The following is a 17,777-nucleotide window of genomic DNA, read 5'->3' on the forward strand; positions in this document are numbered from 1 at the left end:
TCCTTATTCTAATCCGAGGTCTGCACGCTTACGTGCGATCTCGTCGTTGATATCCTTGTTGTACCAGAACAGGGTATCTCTTGCATTATCATTTTCGTTGACAACTTTTCTGAAAGCGTTCATTACGTTTCTTGTAACGCCGTAGGAAGCAGGGATAATGGGTATCTCCACCTGAGTGTTCATCTGATCGAGCAGAAGATCTGCTTCCTTGGTAGTCCATGAAAGACCTCTCAGTGCTTCCTGGTTAGCAGTGGAATAACGTCCCATAGGTCCGAGTACGGATTCGATGTTGTTGCCGTACTTGGTCTGTGTTTCGGTGCTTGTGAACCACTTGATGAAATCCCATGCGCCGTCCTTATCGGGAGCCTTGTTGAATATTACACAGCCTGTGCTCTCGGAGTTTGCAGTATGGTTGATATTGCCGTTTGCGTCCTTTGTACCGGGTACAGCTCTGAAGCTCCAGCAGCCCTTGATCTCGGGAGCCGCAGCTGTCAGCTGATTGTAGAACGAGTAGTCATTTACCAGTACAGGCATATCGCCCTGTCTGAATCTTGTGAACGCATCATACTGCTGCTGGAAGCTGTATGTGGTATAGAACTTTGTCCATGTATCGAAGGCTTCGATAGCAGGCTGCTGATCGAAAGTCGTCTTCGTCTGATCCTCGTTGTAGTAGTTAAGACCCTGCTGGAGCAGCATCATAGCGAAGGTGCTTCCGTTCTCTGTAACGGCAGATACCATTGTAACGCCCGCAGTTGCAGTAGCGGGAAGTCTCAGACCTACTTCAAGGTAGTTTCTCTGGAGAGTGGGCAGACAGTTGATTATGTTGTCCCATGTAGCCAGATCTGTTTCGGGATCGATATCGTACTGTTCCAGTATATCCGATCTGTAGAACAGCATCGGGAAATTCTGTGTACATGGCAGACCGTAAACGCCGCCGTCGTATGTGTACAGTGTCATGATATCAGGAGCGAACCTCTTGGTCACTTCCTCATAGTCGCTGAACTGTGTAAGATCTACCAGTGTATCTCTTACTGCCAGCTGAATGGGGTAGTCACCGCCCAGGAAGAGTGCCATATCAGGGCCCTTGCCTGAGAATGTAGCCTCAGTGATACCGCCCTGTACCAGCTTGAGGTTTATCTTTGTATCGGACTTTGCGTTGTAGTCACTGTCGATAAGTTCCTTGATAACGACCGCATTATCACGGCCGAGTGTTACCCAGCACTCCTGTGCATTGGCATCTTCTTCGTTTGAAAGCGAGTTGTAGTCCTCAAAGAATGAACCTATAAAGGACTGGAAACCGTGACCTACTGTTCCTAAGAATGTCTGCTCACAGTCGGAGAACTCCACATTTTCCGAGCAAAGCTCCAGCTTATCAACTTCAAGGGGCTGCATTCTGTAAGTATTGATAAAGGTCGATACCGCAGTTACGTTATCCTTGATCTGTCCCATCATCTCGGGGATTATATCAGGCTTCTTCACACATTTGTCAAGTACTATCGCCATTTTTTCAAGCGTTTCGGCTTCTGTTCCGCCCGAACCCGAAAGCTGCTCGATCTTTTCCTTTTCCTGTCTGAGGAGCTTTGCGTTATACTCGAAATCACCGATGATATCGGGTATAGCCACATCTATCATGTAGTTGTTGTACTCATCGGGAGAAGGACCTGTTATCTGTCTTATCTGGCGGTAATAGCTGTTGATATCGAAAACAACATCATCCAGCTCACCCATTATCTCACCTATCTCACCGGGAACTGCTTCCAGTGTGAGGGTGTTGGAGCCTGCCTCAAAGAAGAAGTACATAGGATTGCCTGCCTTATTGACAGGTGAAACGACGTTCCAGTCAGTGTCATAGAAGAACTTGATCTGCTCAGACTCCTTATTGGGAACAACGCCGTTTATGTACAGCCTTCTGTTGGAGTACATACCTCTCATCTGGTCCTGTCTGCTGAATATACCTATCTTATAGTAACCTGCCTGTGCTACATTGAATTCCCATGTAACAGCCTGTGTTGACTGGTTCCAGTTTCCGGCGCCGCCGATAGTATTGTACCTGGTCTTGGTGGGGCTGTATTCCTTGGAACTTGAGGTAGTATAAGATGTCTTGTCAGATGTGGGGTACAGTGTTCTGGAAGACTTGTAATTTGCAGTTTCACCTTCCAGCACTATACGCTGACCGCTGTTCTTGCTAATTTCGGAAGCCGAGGGAGCGTCATACTCCTTGGGCTGTTTATAATTGTATACCTTTATATCACCTATAACGAACTGTGCCTTGTCGGATTCGATGGTGATAACGTGCTTTCCTGCATCCATATAGAACTGCAGAGGCTCGTTGTACAGACCATCTATATCAGCCAGCGGCTTATCCATCTGCCAGGTGGGATATTCTATCTGACCGGGACGCATATCGTTGCCCTTGGCATCCTCACCGATATCGCCGTCATTTATCCACACCTTGTCAAGAGTTATACGCTGAGCCGTACCATAGGGGCTCTCGCCGTCGATAAGCATCGAGAACTCGATATCATTTGTCGTGCCCGGCAGAGCGTAGTACGACATCATAAAGTTGTATCTGCCGTCCTGAGGTATATCCACCTCATAAGAAACAGAACCCTGCTGATTCGACCATATAAATACATCGTCAACACCTTCAAAGCTGGTGTCTGCGCCTTTCTCAAGATCGGCACTTACCGAATCAGGCAAATAATCAGAACCCTTTATAACGATCTCGTCGATATCGGGTCTTGCTGTATCCTCATATTTTTTCAGATACTTGCTGTACGAATTCTGTCGGATACTATCTGTACCTGTTATAGCTTCCGAGCTTTCATCGGCACCGCCCGGAGAGTCGTCTGTTTCTGCAAAAGCCGTCGGAACAAAGCAGCTGACACTCAGTGTGAGCGCCAAAGCAGAGCAAACAACACGCCTAAACATTGTGTTTTTCACTATTAGATCCACCCTTTCTAAAAATATGCTGTGAAAAAAACCTGAGATCCTCACTGCTTTTCCGGCAGGACATCCGCCCGCCGTACCGACGCATAGTCTTTAAAACTGTCAAGAGATCCCATCTATCCGGGTCTGTCCTGCAGACCGAATAAACTACTAACTGTCCTCTGCGGGGAAAAGCATTATGCCGCCCCGTTCTTCGTCAAGCTCCACCCTGACCTTGCCGCCGCCCTTTATCCCCAGCGACTGCATATAGTCCTTCGGAAGCTGTAATCTGCCTGATCTGTCCAGCACAGCCAGCTCCTCATGTGTAGCTTCATCACCGGTAATTACCTCACCCATTTCGCTGAGGTCCTCCGAGTACGACTTCTTACGGATTATCTCCGAGCTCGTCCTGCCGTCCCTTATCGCCACTACCCTGTCGATATGTTCCGCAAGCTTCAGGTCATGGGTGACTATCACCACTGTAACGCCCTCGCTCCTGTTGAGCTCCTTGAATATATCCAGTATCATCGCAGAGGTCTTTGTATCCACTGAACCCGTAGGCTCATCTGCCAGCAGAAGCTTCGGGTCATTCGCCATAGCTATTGCTATAGCCACCCTTTGCTGTTCACCGCCCGACATCTGATCGAGCCTGCTGTTTATGCGCTTTTCCAGTCCTACCTTTTTAAGAAGCTCCAGCGCTCTCGCGCGTCTGCCCTTCTTGCCCTTCAGCAGCATGGGAAGTTCCACATTCTGCACTGCAGTAAGGTAAGGCACCAGGTTCCTCGCATTGTTCTGCCACACGAAGCCTACGGTATCCCGCTTGTACTCCATGTAGTCCTTGTCTGTAAATTTCAGCAGATCCTTGCCGTTGACTGTAAGACTTCCCGCGGAAGGTCTGTCAATTCCGCCGAGCATATTCAGCAGCGTTGATTTTCCGCTGCCCGAATTCCCGACGATAGCCATGAGCTCACCTTTCTTCACATCAAGGTCAAGCCCCTGCAGCGCCACCGCTTCAACATCGGATGTCTTATATATCTTTACAAGGTTCTCGCATCTTATCATGTACTCATCATCAGCTGACTTTTTAATAGTATCATCACTCAACTATCTCACCGTCCTCCAATGTGTACACCTTATCTGCCACGTCCATCATGCTTGGATCATGGGTGGTCATTATTATAGTCATGTTCTGCTTGGCAACAAGCTCCTTGAAAAGCTTGACGATGTGCAGAGCGGTATTGGTATCCAGCTCCGCAGTAGGCTCATCAGCGAATATCAGCCGCGGTTCATGGGCTATAGCCCTTGCTATCGCTACTCTCTGCTGTTCGCCGCCCGACATCTCACTGGGTCTGTGACCCATCCTCTTTTCAAGACCGACCGCCGCAAGACATTCCTTTGTACGCGCGTCACGCTTAAAGTACGGGTACTTCGCAAGCCTCAGCCCGAAGCTTACATTTTCATAAGCCGTCATCCCCGACATAAGCGCCACCGACTGAAATACAAATGCCATATCGTACCTTCGCAGGTCATCCCTGGCACCCTCGGACAGCTTTGTGATATCCTTTCCGTCAAACATCACCCTGCCACCCGTAGGTCGGTCAAGCGCCCCGAGAATATTTATCAGCGTTGTTTTGCCGCTTCCGGAACGTCCCCTGAGTATGGTCAGTTTGCCTTTTTCTATCTCGATATTCACATTCTTCAAAGCAGAAACTATACTGCCGTCGCCAATTTTGAAGTCGCGGTAAAGCTCCTCCGTCTTCAGTATAACGTCCATGGGGCTCACTCCCTCCGCGTTAATCTGCCTGATTTTTTCATCATCAGATTTGTGCATTTTTCACATCTTGTTACATCTTGTTTTTCGTGAATACAACATACAGTGTTCACTGTACAACTTGTTCAAAAATATTAGCTAAACGGAGTGCAGTATGCTACATCTTTTATCTAAATTATCCAAAATAGCATACTTTGCTATCATTCATTATAACAATTAACCGACAATTTGTCAAGCGCTAGAAAACGTTTACGCTGGCTTAAATTTTCGCTATAAATTCGCTTTCGCTGTACTGCACAACCAAATTCCTCAAAAATTGTGCATTCTGCAACATTCTCGCGCAATTTTTGACTTGGGTTATCGTTTTCACTTGTTCAATTCATAATTATTTTTCAGTTATCTTTGTGTAAAATCACAACAGAATTTAAAACGCTGATATGCACAAAATAATTGCGTTAATTTAGTTAAAATTTCATATATTTTCATATAAAAAAAACGAGCCGCCATAATAGCAGTGTCCGTAAAGATCATTTATGATAACTACCGGAGGAAACCTTTCTGAATAAAGGTTTCCCTCAATAATTTTCACAAACGTTCTATATGAGCACAGCTATTACAAGCGGCTTGTTTTTGATATACGAAACTATGTATCAGAACTTTTTCTTGCCTTTGACGTATGCTGACAGCAAAGATATATCCGATACATTTACCCTGCCGTCACCGTTAAGGTCTGCTTTATTTGAAGTACCCAGGGTCTTTTTACCCTTTATGTGTGCAGCTACCTTGGAAATATCTGACACATTGACCGAGCCGTCGCCGTTGATATCGCCTTTGCTTTTGCTTGCAGTGGATATCACTTCATAAGCCAGACCGTTTTCCTTTGCATACTGTTCAGCAGCGCTGCCCTTATACACCCTCATTTTGAAGCCCTTTATCTTGCCGTTATCGTAAAAGCCCAGTGCATCGGGGCTGATCTTTGTAACACTTTTCGGGATAGTTACAGTACCCATAGCGGTGCAGCCGTAAAAAGCATCATACCATATAGTAGTCAGACTGCTTGGCAGCTGTACATTTCTGAGGCTTATGCATCCGTTGAAAGCGTCAATGCTTATCTCTTTGAGCTTTGACGGGAACTTTACGCTTGCAAGACCAACACAATCAATGAAAGTATTGGCTTCTATCGAAGTGATATTATCAGGCAGGGATATGCTTTTCAGACGTGAGCAAAGATAGAAAGCGTTGGCGCCAATAAAAGTAAGTGTACTTGGCAGTGATATGCTTTCAAGGCCCTTGCACTTTCCGAATGCATGTATGCCCAGCTTTGTAACGCCGCTTGGTACGGTCACATTTCTCAGCGCTCCGCACTCCTCAAACGCATAATCAGGTATCGCCTTCAGACCACTGCTTATGGTCAGCGAGCTCAGGGATTCACAGCCGCAGAAAGCACTGCTCTCCAGCTTGGTCACAGTGTTGGGCATAGCCACCGAGCGCAGGGATATACAGTTCATGAAAGCCTCTTCCTTTATCTCCTTCAGACCACTCGGCAGATTTATGCTCTGCAGATTTGCACAATAGAAGAATGCGCATATACCTATACTCTTGATAGTGCTCGGCAGAGTTACGCTTTTTACGGAATGATTGTTGTCAAACGCGTATTTGCCTATGCTGACTACCGTCTTGCCGTTTATTGAGGAAGGCACCGAAACATTTGCTGCACTGCCGTTATAACCTGTTATCTCAACTGTATTATCTCCGAATACGATATAATTGAATGAACCGTATACCGAATCTGCACTTGCATTGACCACAGTATCCGTACCTATGGGTACCACAGGAACAACTGCACCGCCGAACACCATCATCAGCGCACAAAGACCCGTCGCAACTCTTTTCATTTTCATAAAACCACTCTCTTTCCTTTTATACTCTATACGCACCTGCTTTTTGCAGATGATTAATATGTAATAATATTTAACATTATACATCATTTTCCGGTAAATGTCTAGTCATATTATGCTAAATAGTTCTTAACTGATATCTATAATTGCGCAGCAGAACATTATATCTCACAAAATGAGCAGTATCACGGCACCCGTCCACTGTGCGTTTTCATCCCGCTGCACAGCATTTATTAACTTTTTGTCCCCCCTTGCAAAATCGCTGAAACCGTGATATAATTATTTGAATAATATTATTATAAAGAGGGATCAGTAAAATGAATGGCTGCAAAAGAGTTGCCGCAATACAGGATCTGTCAGGTCTTGGAAGATGTTCGCTGACAGTTATAATACCCACGCTTTCCGCAATGGGTGTGCAGGTTTGTCCTGTGCCGACAGCGGTGCTTTCCGCACACACGGGTTACAGTGAATTCGTTATCCGCGATCTCACGGATTTCATTCACCCCGCCCTGGAACACTACAAACGCATGAATACGCATTTTGACTGCATATACAGCGGTTTTCTGGCTTCTGCCGAACAGATAGATCACTGTCTGGAATTCTTCTCCGCTTACCCAGATGCACTTAAAGTCGTCGATCCCGTCATGGGCGATGACGGCAAAAGCTACGCCACCTACACAGGCGAACTTTGCAAGCGAATGGGCGAGCTTGTGGAAGTAGCTGACATAATCACCCCCAACATCACCGAAGCGGCTATACTTCTCGGTGAGGAATACCCCTCCATGCCCCTTGGCAGCAGCGATGCAAAATCGTGGCTGGTAAGGCTCTCGGGGCAGGGTGCGCGCACTGTGGTGATCACCAGCGTGAATCTTGCAGGCGGCGGTATGCACACTATCGGCTACGACAGGGAGACCAACAGTTTCTGGAAGATACGCAACGATTACGTCAGCGGTGCGCACTATTCGGGCACAGGTGATATATTCGCAAGCGTACTCATAGGCTCGCTCCTTAAAGGCGACAGCCTGCCGATCGCCATGAACAGGGCTACGGCATTTGCCGAGCTGAATGTCAAGGTGACATACAGCTACCAGCAGCCCTGGACAGAGGGTCTTATGCTTGAAAGCCAGCTGCCCTGGCTCACAAGCTATCAGCAGCTTGACGGGTATTCTGTGCTATGAGTAATATGGATATTTTTGACAGTTCAAGATCGGACTCCCTGCGGGCGGGGGGGCGGGAAAGCCTGTGTGATAAAGAACAGCAGCTTACCCAAAAAGAACAGCAAAGTCCGCAGGACCGCACTCACCGACTGAACATAGTCCTCGTAGAACCCCGTATCCCCCAGAACACAGGCAATATCTCCCGTACCTGTGCCGTAACTGGCGCAGCACTGCACATGGTAAGACCTTTCGGCTTTGAGATAGACGACAAAAAGCTTAAACGCGCAGGTCTTGATTACTGGGATAAACTGGATATATACTATTATAATAATATAGAAGATTTCTTCGCAAAGAACGACGGCGCGTACTTTTTCTTCACTACAAAGGGCAGGCAGGTACACTCCGAAGCTGTATACCCCGAAGACAGACCCGTATACATAATATTCGGCAGAGAGGATGCAGGTCTCCCCGAAGAACTTCTTTACGCTCATCCCGACGAATGCGTTCGCATACCGATGCGCAACACACTGAGAAGCCTTAACCTGTCCAACTCCGTGGCAATAGCCACCTACGAGGTACTCCGCCAGTGGGATTACCCCGACCTCGGCAGAGAAGGCAAGCTTACAAAATATACATGGTGACAGATAAGATATATACACCATGATGGAGGATAACAAAATGAAAATCAAATATAAATACCAAAGCAAGTTTCTTTCGGTTATCAGGATACTAGGAGTGCTAGTTGTATTACATCCTGGTATAATTAAATTAATCGCGACACACGTTCCTTCATCCGCAATACCCATGCCTTCATCCGCGATACCCATGCCAGAAGATAAAACATTAGTTTTAATGATCTTCCTTATGCCTATTATTATATGGCTTTCCTGCATTGCACTGTTCAGCAATTTGCCTATAGAGATGGTTGCAGATGAATACAAACTAAAAGTCACAGTGCCTTTTCGGGAAACCATTATAAGCTATTCCGATATTGAAAGTATAAGTCTAGATCACGAGTTCAGAAAGGCAGAAATACGCGGCGCAGACGACTATTACAATGAAATACTGACGATAACCGATATAAATAAAAAAGAATATGTATATCACAAAAAAATCGAACTTGATCAAAACAAGGTAGCCAAGAACCCCGAATATATGAAGGAACAGTTTGAGAACAGCAAGTTCTCAAAGCTGAAAGCGTATATCGAGGAACAAATGAAATTTGAGAAAAGGCTAGGAATAAACTTGCAAAATATACATGGTGACAGATAAGATATAAACACCATGATGGAGGATAACAAAATGAAAGAAAAGTACAGTTATGAATCGCTCAAAGACCTTGAGCCGATGGATGCACTATTGTTCGTTTCGTTAGCATTGTTTATCATAGCATTAATCAAACGTGAAGCTATTGAAACAAAGGTATTCTTCATGCTGCTCGCCATATCGCTCGTGTTATTTAGCTGCTGGATAATATATTTAAATCTTCAAGGATCCTTTACCGCTGACGACAAAGCTGTCACATTCGGCAAGTTCTCAAAAAAGAGGATAGAGTATTCTTCGATAAAAAGCATCGATATTTGCAGATCAACAGTAACGCGCAGGCAAAAACGTAAAAGATATGCAAAGCTTGTCGAGTGGATCACCTTCCACTGCGAGGACGGCGATCATAAATTTGCGGGCGTACTGGTCCCGGAACGAGAACGCAGCTCGCCGGGTTCAGAAATGTCTATGTACCATAACGACTGGTCTGTCAGCCCTTTTTCACGGCTGAAGGTCTACATCGAAGAACAAATGAAATAATAGAAAAGGCTAATGAAAAACTTACAAAATATTCATGGTGACAGATAAGATATAAACACCATGATGGAGGATAACAAAATGAAGATCAACTATAATTACAGGAGCAACTTTCTTCCGATCATCAATCTATTAGGACTTTGCATATCGTTTGGCATTATCGGAATTATTTCAAGCATATATGATTTTCTGGATGATGACTCAATGTTTTCGATAATAATAACACTTAGCCCTGTATGGTTTGGTATTATATGGATTTCCTGCTATTTTCTGTTCTGCTATTTGCCCGTAGAAATGGTTGCAGAGGAAAACACATTGACAGTCAAGGTTCTTTTCAGGAAAACCGTTATAAGATATCCCGATATTGAAAGCATTAGTATAGACCACGAGTTCAAAAAGGCAGAACTGCGCGGCGAACATGACGGGTATTATGAGATACTGAAAATAACCGATATCAATAAAAAGGAATATGTATATTTCCGAAAACTCGAACTGGATCAGGACGAGATAGCCAAAGACCCCACACTTCTTACGGAACAGTTTGAAAAAAGTGAGTTTTCTCAGCTGAAAACCTACATTGAAGAACACACTCCTATCATGCTGGCTGAAAGCGGATATCGTGAAGAAAATGGCATGAAAGAAAACTATGCATATTTTTATAACAATAACAAAAGAATAATTATATTCTTAGTATGTACGTTTTCAATGATCATCATACCATGCCTGATCGCCGTAGCCATAAATAATCTGGACGGTGTACTGTTGGCATTTATAATATTTAATCTGATACTGATCGGAATGATAATCTTGGCGAATCCGCCTTCAAGCTTTGACGCCGATGATAAACAGGTCAAATTCTCTTGCCTCGGCAGAAAAACGACCATCAGATATGCTGATATAGAAAAGCTGAAACTCGAACACAGCTATTATGACCGCATCATAAAATCGGGTGAAAAACGCTACGTTGAGACACTGACCATATCCACAAAAGATATAAACTACGTTTTTTCCGCTAAAATGTATATCGACTATGACAGATCAGCCCAAAACCCAGCACTCTTGACAAAACAGTTTGAGGACAGCAAATTCTCGCAATTAAAGCGTTATATCGAGGAACAAATGAAATGAAAGAAAAATACAACTATGATAATATCAGCGGCGACTATAACGGCTACGGCTGTCTTGCGTTTATGGCAGTGGCATTTTTCGGGGCAGCGCATATGTTGCGCACGCCTGATGACAACAATATACTGCTGTATATAGCGGGCGCTCTTTTTCTGGTACTGTTCGTTTTCTACAAAGGCTACCCTTTCGGGTACTGCTTTTTTGAAGCGGGTGAAAGTTCCGTGACATTTACAAGGCTTTTCAAAAAACAGACCATCGAGTATTCTTCCATAAAAAGTATAGATATAGATACCGAACTGCGCAAGATGTGGTTCAGAGGGAAAGAGTACAGGCATTATGCCGAAAGGATCATTTTCCACTGTGATGACGGCGAACATATCTTCGCACTGAAACACAGCAGCGAAAACGAGCCTGAACTCACGAACAGTCAGTTTACAAGGCTGAAAGCATTTATTGAGGAGAACATGGCATGAAAGAAGATTACAATTACGTTTTTGCAAGCAAGGAAGATGGTCCGGTAATGGGCTGTTTGGTGACAATGGTCATCTTTGGCGTTCCATTGATGATCGTTGCGCTGACCGATGACACTATGATCGGCACGCTGTTCTTTATTCTGGTCTTTGCCATAGTGCTTGTCATACTGTATACATGCAAGGCGAGTTTTTCTGCAGATGAACACACCGTAACTTTTCGCTATCTGTTGAAAAAAACAGTTATAGCCTATGAAAACATCAAAAGCATAGAAGTAAAGGCAGAATACCGCGAGGACCGCGGAAAATGGATCAACAGGTATTATGCAGAAGTCATAACATTCCACTGTGCAGACGGAAAGGACTATACTTTCGCAGGCAAGCTGGATACTGACTTTGAAGAGATACTCAAAGACCCGTCCTATCTGCAAAAGCTGACGGAGAACAGCAAGTTTACAAGGCTGAAACACTACATCGAGGATCGCACCCCGATCTTCAACGCCGAAACAATATAAATACATTAAAGAATAATACAGATACAAAAACAGCAGCTACGGCTCAGGCATATTTTCGGTGATACTGCTGCTTGTGCTGCTGACAGGCTGTGCGAAACTCGCGACTGATGGTAACGAAAGGATATCATGAAAAGAAAATATGAATTCAAAGGCAGGGGCAGATGGACGACCGTAGTATCGGTCATATTGTTTATACCATTAATGGTCTGGTTCGTGCTGGCTGCCGTATATGACAGCGTTGCTGCAATGGGTCTGTGGCTGCTGACGCTCATATGTTTCATCGCCATAGATCTGACTATCCCCTGTTATTACGATGCGGGAGATACTTCGGTAACTTTCAGCATACTCGGCAAAAAGACCCGTATCGACTACTGCGACATACAGTCTGTGGAAATCAGTTACAGCGAGAACAGAACATCTGTAGATAAGACGATAACCTTTGTGTTCCCTTTTGAAAAGCTTGTTATACAGACCTATACAAAACGGTATGTATTCTGTGCAAAGCTGAGAGACTTCAGCGGCAGGGGCTGTATGGCTGAACTCAAAGACTATATCGACGAGCGGATAGGCTTGAAAGAGTACATATCGTCTATTTGCCCGGAAGATGTACAGATAAGCAATGGTATAAAAGGAAAATTCAGGCACACATCTTTGGCGATATATTTGTTTACACTGCCGATGTTAGGATCATTGTTCCTTGCAGAGTACGCAGTTATCGCTGAGATACCATACAGCGAATTCGGCTTATATCTGGGTATTTTCCTGCTGAGCTGTATTGGTCTGCTGCTTTCGCTATATGCGCCGTTCCGCTTTGAGGCTGATGAAAGCAGTGTGGTTTTCAAAGAGCTTATCCCGCCCCGAAAGCGAAGGATATACTACTCCGATATAAAAAGCATTGAGCTTACAAGAGAGTATATCAACTCACGGGGCGAATCACGGATAGAGGAAACTATCATTTTTCATCTGTCAGGCGGTTCGGTAAGATACACGCAGGATAATATAGGTATAGACCTGCGGAAATGCAGTGATCAACTCAGCGAGATAAGGGATGAATTAAACAACAGTTTATTTTCGCATTTAAAGCGATACATAGAAAGTAAAATGGAATACCCCAAGGAGGTAAATTAAAATGTCAAAAATAAAGATCATGACAGATTCAGCCAGCGACATCTCTATCGAGAACGAGAAGAAGTACGAAATTCACGTAGTACCATTCAAGATGAGCATGGGTGATAAAAGCTACACCAGCCGCGTGGATTTCGACAACGAGAAGTTCTACAAAATGATGGACGAGTATGACGGCATACCACTGACATCGCAGATAACTGCCTTTGAATTCGCAGAGAATTACAAGGAGCTTTACAATGCAGGTTATACCGATGTTATCTATGTCAGCATAAACTCAAAGGGTTCTGCCACATACAACAATTCCGTCATGGCAGTTGAGCAGTTTTATGAGGAAGTACCCGAAGCAAAGGGCAAGTTCAATATCATCAATATCGACGGCAAGGGCTACACAGGCGGTTACGGCTATGCAGTGGTAGAAGCTGCCAAGAAAGCGCAGAAAGGCGCATCTGTAAGCGAGATAGAATCCTTTATCCGCGATTGGGTGGATAACTGCGTTATATTCTTCGGAATGTATTCTCTGCAATATGCCAAGAAATCAGGACGTATCCCCGCGGCAGCTGCATTCGTGGGTGAGATAATGGGTCTCCGCCCTGTATCCCGCATACAGCATAATCAGATAACCACCGAAGCCAAGGTACGCGGTGACAAGGCACTTATCCCCAAGATAATCGAACTCACCGCAGGCGAACAGATACCCAAGACACCTTACTGCGTCGTATACGGCAACGATACCGAAGTCCGTGACGAGATGATACAGGCTATGACCAAAAAGCTGGGCTATCCCCCTGCCGATACTTACCAGATAGGTTCTGAGATAGCAGTAAACGCAGGTCCAAAGGTCATCGGAATTATATTCAAGTCACAGAACAAGTGATATCATAATACTTCGGAGCTGTTTTACTGACAGCTCCTTTTTTATGCCTGTAAATAGAAAAGCGGACAACACAGTATGCTGTCCGCCCGTATCAGCGATCATATATCAGTAGTGAAGTACACGCTGAATATTGCTGTGTACCTGTCGCCTGTCACTAAGGTTCAGACTGCGTATCATACGCCTTACAGGAAGTATCTGCGGAGGTGCAACGGATAAGGAATCCAGCTGCATATCCAGCAGTATCTCCGTCAGTGAAAGGTCTGCACCCATTTCACCGCACAGACACACCTTTACTCCCCTGCTGTGAGCATTATCCACCACCAGCTTTATCATCCTGAGTACCGCCAGATGATTGGGCGGCACCACGTTCTCATAGTTGGGGTTCTGCCTGTCTATCGCAAGTGTGTACTGCTCAAGGTCATTGGTGCCTATGCTGAAAAAGTCAACCTCTCTCGCCAGCAGATCACTTATCATAACTGCCGCAGGAGTTTCTATCATAACACCCAGCTCCACATCTTCACCGAATGCGATATGCTTGCTTATCAGCTCATCTTTGACCTTGTGTATTATATCCTTTACACGGTACACCTCATCAACATCTATTACCATAGGTATCAGTATCGAAAGCTTACCGTATGCCGAAGCCCTTAGCAACGCCCTCAGCTGGGTCTTGAATATGTCCTGCCTTCGCAGACACAGCCTTACAGCCCTCATTCCCAGTGCGGGATTTTCCTCCTTGTCAAGGCAGAAATAGTCAGCCGTCTTATCAGCACCGATATCCAGTGTACGTATGACTACACGCTTGCCTTTCATATCCTCTACGACTCTGCGGTAGTTATAGAAAAGCTCCTCCTCATCAGGGAAACTGTCCCTCTGCAGATACAGAAACTCCGATCTTAGCAGACCAACTCCGCCCGCATCGTTTTCTATAGCAGATTCAAGATCGGCAAGACCGCCTATATTGGCATATACCTCTATCTCTCTGCCGTCGCGAGTAACGTTGCGCCTGCCCTTCAGCCGCTGAAGAAGCTCCTTCTTGCGTTCTTCTTCCTCTTCACGCCTTGCCAGCTTGATCTGAGTTTCTTTATCGGGTTCTATATATATAACTCCGTCAAAGCCGTCAACTATGGCAAACCGACCGTCATAGTCCTCCAGCCTCACATCACCCAGACCTATCAGTGCAGGTATGTTCATCGTCCTTGCAAGTATAGCCGTATGCGAATTTGTCGAACCGCCCATGGTACAGAATGCTGCCACCTTGGATTTATCCAGCACTGCTGTTTCACTCGGCAGAAGATCCTCCGCACATATTATGGATATATCGTCCAGCACGAACTCTTTAGCCGAAAGGTTCTGCAGCTGCCTTATGAGCCTCTCGGATGCATCATATACATCCGCTGAACGCTCCCTGATATACTCCGAATCCCCCTGCCGCATCAGATCAGCCAGCGTCTGCGAAGTCTTTGCCACTGCATATTCGGCATTCAGCTTCTCATCGAATATCAGCCCTCTTACACCGCGCTCGTACTGACTGTCATTGAGTATCAGCTGGTGTATATAGAAGATATCAGCGTCTGCTTCACCTATCTCCTCAGCCGTTCTTTCTCTCAGCAGCCTCAGTTCTTCAACCGCACCATCCTTGGCGTTCATATATCTGTCCCATTCTTTTTCGGGATCATTTATCTTGATCTTAGTAACGTTGACACAGTCACGCTGATAAAAGCTAATTATGCCTCTAGCAATGCCACCGTATACAGATCTGCCTCTCAGTGTGACCATAGCATTGTCACCTCCGTTCATTTCGTAAAAAGGTCGTAACTCTACATATTAATTATAACACATTCACGTTAGGTTAAAAAGGCTGGTTTGATTTGTTTACATTATCGACATACTTTTCGGCATTCTTAAAAGTTTTCAAACTATTTTTTTGTTTGATTTAGCTAATTTTATAAGTGAATTATTTACATTCACACGAGCATTTAATGCTTTCTCGCGGTATATACGCAATTTTGTGCCGCGGTGTCTTTACTTTTGCTTAAAGATATGTTATAATAACTGTGTGTGACAAAACTTAGTTTTCGCCGCGCATGATATGCGGCGGTCAACGGGGAGAAATAAGTCTATGATGATAATGAATTCATTGTGTGCGCTTGCTTTTGGCTTTGCACTGGATATGATGATCGGTGATCCGAAAAACCGGTTCTATCCTACCGAGATTGTCAGGCGCATGGTGAAAAAACTGGAAAATATACTAAAAAATGCATACCTCGATTCACCTGATGCACAGAATATGGCAGGTATAATGCTGGTTGTTATGACACTGCTGATATGTATGGGTTCGAGTATTGCTCTGCTGCTGCTATGCTATAAGCTCAATGTGATAGTCGGCATCATCGCTGAGGGTCTGCTCTGCTGGATGTCCATATCGGGAAGATCCATGCGTCATGGTCTTATGGGTGTTTTTCGTGCAGTAAGGGCTGACAATGCCGGTGGTGCACGCAGATACCTCAGGCAGATAACTGACCGTGACGTTGATCACATGGATCCTGCTGCCTGCGCAAAATGTGCAGTTGAAACAGCTTCAGAAAATGCAGTGGATATGCTGGTAGGTCCTATATTCTGGGCTTGTCTTTTCGGCGGACCGGGAGCAGTCTTCTGCCGCGTGATAAATATTATGGATAATACAGTCGGCTTCAAGGACAATGAGAATATCCACTTCGGAAAGGTCGCTGCAAAGCTGGATGACATCGTCATGTTCATCCCTGCAAGGCTCGCAGCCGCTTTCATGCGCTGGGATGCAGCTTTTCTCAGGCTTGATAAGAAAAATGCTCAGGAGATATACTTCCGCGATAAGCGCCGTCTGCCAAGCCCAAATTCGGGCTGCACCATGTCAGTTGCTGCAGGGGCGCTGGATATACAGCTTGGCGGCGATGAGATAAGGAACGGAGTACTGACCAGACGTCAGCGCATAGGCGATGCACTCCACCCCGTTTCAGCAGACGAAGTATTCTGGATAAACCAGCTGCTGACAGGCACAGGCGCATCAGCCATGCTTTTTGCCATAGTTATGCGCGTTGCAGCTTATATACTGACAACACTGCTGATAAAGTAAATCCTAACTGCAGAGAATTTCAGCCATAGTATTTCTGATATGCATTCGGAAGTACTATGGCTTTTTGATTTAATGGCATTGATGATCTTACGGATCCCTGCCCGGAGATCTTTCAGCTAGCAATCAAAGCCCCCCGAGAATTTTATAATGCTCGAGGGGCTTTTTCGTATTGGTTTTATTTTCGTTTTATCTTGTCGATATTGCCTTTTATATTCTCACGGATATTTCCAACGCTTAGTTTCTCGCGGAATTCCCTGTACCTTTCAAGGCTGTTATGCAGTGTATCGGAAAATCTCAGGGGTATGAAGAAATGTGCAACACCGCCCCTCGTCTTTTCACGGAAGGATTCTATCTGTGCACGTAGTTCATCTATCTTTACTATGATATTATGTTCCCTTGCAAATTCTGCAATATTCACTATATTGTTGATAGATATAGCCAGGTCAATAAAGAACACTCCGTAATACAGCCCCACAAAGAATGTAAACTGCAGGTTTTTGATCAACAGCTCTACAGTATGGGTTATGGGCGGATCAAGGAAAAAGCAGTAACCGAAACTCAGCAGCAGCCAGAAAAAGCTGTACATCGGGCAGATTATGCCTTTTATATTGCCCCAGAACTGCGTATAATCCCAAAGCATTATCTTCAGCTTGACAATGAATATCAGTCCCGTGAAGTATTCCAGGACGGTTATACAGGCTGCCATGATGACGAACAGCACAGCCTTCCTTGTATAGTTATCGTCTATAGGTATAAACCGTTCTATCTGCCGCAGCCAGAACAAAAGCAGCAGTGCAAATCCGTAAAGCGGGAGATAAGGTCCCGTCAGAAATCCCGGGTTCAGCCATTTTCGCTCAACATTAACGGGGTCGAAAAATTTTCGGTAGAAAAATTCCAGCACCCAGCCTATCATGCTGCCCAGGGCAAACAGGTAAGCGGTCTGTATAAAAGGCAGCATAAGTTACCTCCTAAGTAAATATCAAGTTTGTATCTCAGTTC

At 45.1% G+C, this 17,777-nt stretch carries 16 protein-coding genes; 10 read left to right on the forward strand and 6 right to left on the reverse strand.

The annotated features are described in order from the left end of the window. Positions 1 to 3 precede the first annotated feature (3 nt). The 4 genes from RUMAL_RS16165 to RUMAL_RS20935 all read right to left on the reverse strand — a co-directional run bounded on the left by RUMAL_RS16165 (position 4) and on the right by RUMAL_RS20935 (position 6,600). A complete protein-coding gene (locus tag RUMAL_RS16165) occupies positions 4 to 2,943 on the reverse strand; it encodes an extracellular solute-binding protein (RefSeq protein WP_013499755.1) in 2,940 nt (979 codons plus the stop codon). Positions 2,944 to 3,099: 156 nt separating this feature from the next. Then, positions 3,100 to 3,990, reverse strand: a complete 891-nt coding sequence (locus tag RUMAL_RS16170) for an ATP-binding cassette domain-containing protein (protein ID WP_050793322.1) — start codon at positions 3,988 to 3,990, stop codon at positions 3,100 to 3,102. A 34-nt stretch (positions 3,991 to 4,024) separates the two neighbouring features. Beyond that, positions 4,025 to 4,702, reverse strand: coding sequence for an ABC transporter ATP-binding protein (locus tag RUMAL_RS16175; RefSeq protein WP_013499757.1), 678 nt, complete (start codon positions 4,700 to 4,702; stop codon positions 4,025 to 4,027). Positions 4,703 to 5,349: 647 nt separating this feature from the next. Beyond that, positions 5,350 to 6,600 (reverse strand): leucine-rich repeat protein, encoded by a 1,251-nt coding sequence (locus RUMAL_RS20935; protein ID WP_028504174.1) that lies wholly within the window; start codon positions 6,598 to 6,600, stop codon positions 5,350 to 5,352. Positions 6,601 to 6,914: 314 nt separating this feature from the next. On the opposite strand from RUMAL_RS20935, the gene RUMAL_RS16185 reads away from it, so the two are divergent. From RUMAL_RS16185 to RUMAL_RS16225, 9 genes are all read left to right on the forward strand, one after another. Beyond that, positions 6,915 to 7,775, forward strand: a complete 861-nt coding sequence (locus tag RUMAL_RS16185) for a pyridoxamine kinase (protein WP_013499759.1) — start codon at positions 6,915 to 6,917, stop codon at positions 7,773 to 7,775. Next, on the forward strand, positions 7,772 to 8,395 hold the full coding sequence (locus RUMAL_RS16190) for a tRNA (cytidine(34)-2'-O)-methyltransferase (RefSeq protein ID WP_013499760.1): 624 nt from the start codon (positions 7,772 to 7,774) through the stop codon (positions 8,393 to 8,395). The genes RUMAL_RS16185 and RUMAL_RS16190 overlap by 4 nt, the downstream gene beginning before the upstream one ends. Before the next feature lie 37 nt (positions 8,396 to 8,432). Then, positions 8,433 to 9,026 (forward strand): hypothetical protein, encoded by a 594-nt coding sequence (locus RUMAL_RS16195; RefSeq protein ID WP_013499761.1) that lies wholly within the window; start codon positions 8,433 to 8,435, stop codon positions 9,024 to 9,026. A 30-nt stretch (positions 9,027 to 9,056) separates the two neighbouring features. Continuing rightward, positions 9,057 to 9,557 (forward strand): hypothetical protein, encoded by a 501-nt coding sequence (locus RUMAL_RS16200; protein WP_013499762.1) that lies wholly within the window; start codon positions 9,057 to 9,059, stop codon positions 9,555 to 9,557. A gap of 78 nt (positions 9,558 to 9,635) precedes the next feature. Next, on the forward strand, positions 9,636 to 10,682 hold the full coding sequence (locus tag RUMAL_RS16205) for a hypothetical protein (protein WP_013499763.1): 1,047 nt from the start codon (positions 9,636 to 9,638) through the stop codon (positions 10,680 to 10,682). Continuing rightward, complete coding sequence (locus RUMAL_RS20940; protein ID WP_013499764.1) at positions 10,679 to 11,152, forward strand: hypothetical protein; 474 nt, start codon at positions 10,679 to 10,681, stop codon at positions 11,150 to 11,152. Before RUMAL_RS16205 ends, RUMAL_RS20940 begins: the two co-directional genes overlap by 4 nt. Then, the gene (locus tag RUMAL_RS16215) at positions 11,149 to 11,664 is read left to right on the forward strand and encodes a hypothetical protein (protein WP_013499765.1); all 516 of its coding nucleotides are present in this window, start codon (positions 11,149 to 11,151) and stop codon (positions 11,662 to 11,664) included. The genes RUMAL_RS20940 and RUMAL_RS16215 overlap by 4 nt, the downstream gene beginning before the upstream one ends. 126 nt (positions 11,665 to 11,790) lie before the next feature. Then, entirely contained in the window at positions 11,791 to 12,792 is a 1,002-nt protein-coding gene (locus RUMAL_RS16220) for a hypothetical protein (RefSeq protein ID WP_013499766.1), read from the forward strand. 1 nt (position 12,793) lies between these two features. Continuing rightward, positions 12,794 to 13,666 (forward strand): DegV family protein, encoded by an 873-nt coding sequence (locus RUMAL_RS16225; protein WP_013499767.1) that lies wholly within the window; start codon positions 12,794 to 12,796, stop codon positions 13,664 to 13,666. Positions 13,667 to 13,771: 105 nt separating this feature from the next. Here RUMAL_RS16225 and ptsP read toward each other — a convergent pair whose 3' ends face one another. Then, entirely contained in the window at positions 13,772 to 15,445 is a 1,674-nt protein-coding gene (gene ptsP, locus RUMAL_RS16230; RefSeq protein WP_013499768.1) for a phosphoenolpyruvate--protein phosphotransferase, read from the reverse strand. A gap of 343 nt (positions 15,446 to 15,788) precedes the next feature. Here ptsP and cbiB point away from each other — a divergent pair, with 343 nt between their 5' ends. After that, positions 15,789 to 16,778, forward strand: coding sequence for an adenosylcobinamide-phosphate synthase CbiB (gene cbiB, locus RUMAL_RS16235; RefSeq protein WP_013499769.1), 990 nt, complete (start codon positions 15,789 to 15,791; stop codon positions 16,776 to 16,778). Between the two features lie 175 nt (positions 16,779 to 16,953). Here cbiB and RUMAL_RS16240 read toward each other — a convergent pair whose 3' ends face one another. Continuing rightward, positions 16,954 to 17,736, reverse strand: a complete 783-nt coding sequence (locus RUMAL_RS16240) for a putative ABC transporter permease (RefSeq protein WP_013499770.1) — start codon at positions 17,734 to 17,736, stop codon at positions 16,954 to 16,956. Positions 17,737 to 17,777: the final 41 nt, after the last annotated feature.

Origin of the sequence: Ruminococcus albus 7 = DSM 20455 (genome assembly GCF_000179635.2) — a bacterium.
In the GTDB taxonomy this organism is placed as follows: Bacteria; Bacillota; Clostridia; order Oscillospirales; family Ruminococcaceae; genus Hominimerdicola; species Hominimerdicola alba.

Coding starts and splice junctions, on each gene's coding strand:
- RUMAL_RS16170 (WP_050793322.1), bottom strand. CDS start 3,990: ATGATAAGATGCGAGAACCTTGTAAAGATATATAAGACATCCGATGTT.
- ptsP (WP_013499768.1), bottom strand. CDS start 15,445: ATGGTCACACTGAGAGGCAGATCTGTATACGGTGGCATTGCTAGAGGC.
- RUMAL_RS16225 (WP_013499767.1), top strand. CDS start 12,794: ATGTCAAAAATAAAGATCATGACAGATTCAGCCAGCGACATCTCTATC.
- RUMAL_RS20940 (WP_013499764.1), top strand. CDS start 10,679: ATGAAAGAAAAATACAACTATGATAATATCAGCGGCGACTATAACGGC.
- RUMAL_RS16200 (WP_013499762.1), top strand. CDS start 9,057: ATGAAAGAAAAGTACAGTTATGAATCGCTCAAAGACCTTGAGCCGATG.
- RUMAL_RS16175 (WP_013499757.1), bottom strand. CDS start 4,702: ATGGACGTTATACTGAAGACGGAGGAGCTTTACCGCGACTTCAAAATT.
- RUMAL_RS20935 (WP_028504174.1), bottom strand. CDS start 6,600: ATGAAAATGAAAAGAGTTGCGACGGGTCTTTGTGCGCTGATGATGGTG.
- RUMAL_RS16190 (WP_013499760.1), top strand. CDS start 7,772: ATGAGTAATATGGATATTTTTGACAGTTCAAGATCGGACTCCCTGCGG.
- RUMAL_RS16205 (WP_013499763.1), top strand. CDS start 9,636: ATGAAGATCAACTATAATTACAGGAGCAACTTTCTTCCGATCATCAAT.
- RUMAL_RS16195 (WP_013499761.1), top strand. CDS start 8,433: ATGAAAATCAAATATAAATACCAAAGCAAGTTTCTTTCGGTTATCAGG.
- RUMAL_RS16220 (WP_013499766.1), top strand. CDS start 11,791: ATGAAAAGAAAATATGAATTCAAAGGCAGGGGCAGATGGACGACCGTA.
- RUMAL_RS16240 (WP_013499770.1), bottom strand. CDS start 17,736: ATGCTGCCTTTTATACAGACCGCTTACCTGTTTGCCCTGGGCAGCATG.
- cbiB (WP_013499769.1), top strand. CDS start 15,789: ATGATGATAATGAATTCATTGTGTGCGCTTGCTTTTGGCTTTGCACTG.
- RUMAL_RS16185 (WP_013499759.1), top strand. CDS start 6,915: ATGAATGGCTGCAAAAGAGTTGCCGCAATACAGGATCTGTCAGGTCTT.
- RUMAL_RS16215 (WP_013499765.1), top strand. CDS start 11,149: ATGAAAGAAGATTACAATTACGTTTTTGCAAGCAAGGAAGATGGTCCG.